Source organism: Alcanivorax sp. HI0044, assembly GCF_001634945.1.
In genome coordinates, this window is record NZ_LWEZ01001410.1 from 1 (window position 1) to 1,904 (window position 1,904).

Genomic DNA, 1,904 nt, shown 5'->3' on the forward strand with positions numbered 1-1,904 from the left:
CCCCTCTGGCAGCCTGACTCCATCATTCACTGAGGCACGTAGATCATCCACTACCGAGGCTAGGTCACGCCCCCGAACATCGATATACACCCACCCAGACAGTCGGCCATTCTCACTTTTTAACATCGGTGGCCCATCGGTAATCTTGATATCCGCCACGGTTCCGAGGGTAATTTGTTTTCCTTCGGGAGTGACTATGGGCAAATCGCGTAAGCGATGCACCGTGTCGCGCCACTCGCGAGGATATCGAAGGCTGATCGGGTAACGCTCCAGCCCTTCCACTGTCTCACCGATGTTTTCACCACCAATCAAACCACTGACAACCGACTGAATATCCGCGATGTTGAGGCCATACTGAGCCGCAATGCCACGCCGAATATCGATATCCACATAACGACCACCAGTCAACCGTTCAGCCAATGCTGAGGAAACACCGGGTACTTGTTTGGCTACCTGTTCGATTTGACGACTCACCTGGTCAATGATCTCTAGGTCATTACCCGCTACTTTGATGCCAATTGGGCTCTTGATGCCAGTGGCAAGCATGTCGATACGATTGCGTATCGGAGGAATCCAGATATTTGCCAGTCCAGGCACGCGTACAATACGGTCCAGCTCCTCGACAAGCTTCTCCGTTGTCATGCCTTCACGCCATTGGTCCTTGGGTTTGAAACGGATGGTGGTTTCAAACATCGTCAATGGTGCAGGGTCAGTCGCTGTCCGCGCACGCCCCGCCTTGCCGAACACCTGCTCCACCTCAGGCACCGTTTTGATCAACCTATCGGTCTGCTGTAGAAGCTCGGTAGCTTTTTGTGCTGACAAGCCTGGTAAGGCACTTGGCATATACAGCAAATCGCCCTCATCCAGCGGTGGCAAAAATTCACCACCAAGCTGACTTAGCGGCCAAAAGGCGGTAACAAAAACTAAACCGGCAACCAGCAAGGTGGTTTTCGGCCACGCCAAGACTCGCTCTAGTACGGGTTGATAACAACTAATCAAAAAGCGACTGATTGGATTACTTTCCTCGGAAGGTATCTTTCCCCGAATCCAGTACCCCATTAACAGTGGAACCAATGTCACCGATAGGCCGGCTGCCGCCGCCATAGCCCAGGTTTTGGTAAATGCCAGTGGGCCAAATAGCCGCCCTTCCTGTGCTTCCAAGGTAAAGACAGGAATAAACGACAAGGTAATAATTAGCAACGAGAAGAACAGCGCTGGCCCCACTTCGACAGCTGCTTGCTCTATGACTCGCCAATGCGCATTACCAGTCAGAGATTGCCCTGGGTTATCCCGATGCCAAATCTCAATTTTCTTGTGAGCGTTCTCGATTAACACCACTGCTGCATCCACCATAGCGCCGATAGCGATAGCAATGCCGCCAAGCGACATGATATTGGCATTGATGCCCTGGTAACGCATCACAATAAAGGCAGCAAGGATTCCCAGCGGTAGGGAAATGATGGCCACCAGTGACGAACGCAAATGGCCAAGAAACAATACGCACACCAGTGCAACTACAATGAACTCTTCAATCAATTTGTAACTGAGGTTTGTTACCGCTCGATCAATCAGCTCACTTCGATCATAGGTGGTGACGATCTCAACCCCTTCCGGCAAGCTTTCCCGCAGTGTCTCAAGTCGCTCATGCACGGCAGATAGCACGGCGCGGGCGTTCTTGCCTGAACGCAGAATGACGACCCCGCCGACGACTTCCCCTTCACCGTCCAGCTCGGCAATACCACGCCGCATCTCCGGACCAAGGCGAATCTGCGCCACATCTCCAAGCTGTACTGGCACTCCATCAACCAGTTTTAGTGGGATTTTTCGGAAATCCTCGAGTGACTGAAGGTAGCCACTGGAGCGCACCATGAACTCCGCTTCGCCCAGCGTCAGCACTGCTCCCC

Annotated in this window: 1 protein-coding gene; it reads right to left on the reverse strand. The window is 52.8% G+C overall.

The annotated features are described in order from the left end of the window. The coding region (locus A3730_RS20880) for an efflux RND transporter permease subunit (RefSeq protein ID WP_156501280.1) at positions 1-1,904 on the reverse strand (1,904 nt) is incomplete at both ends.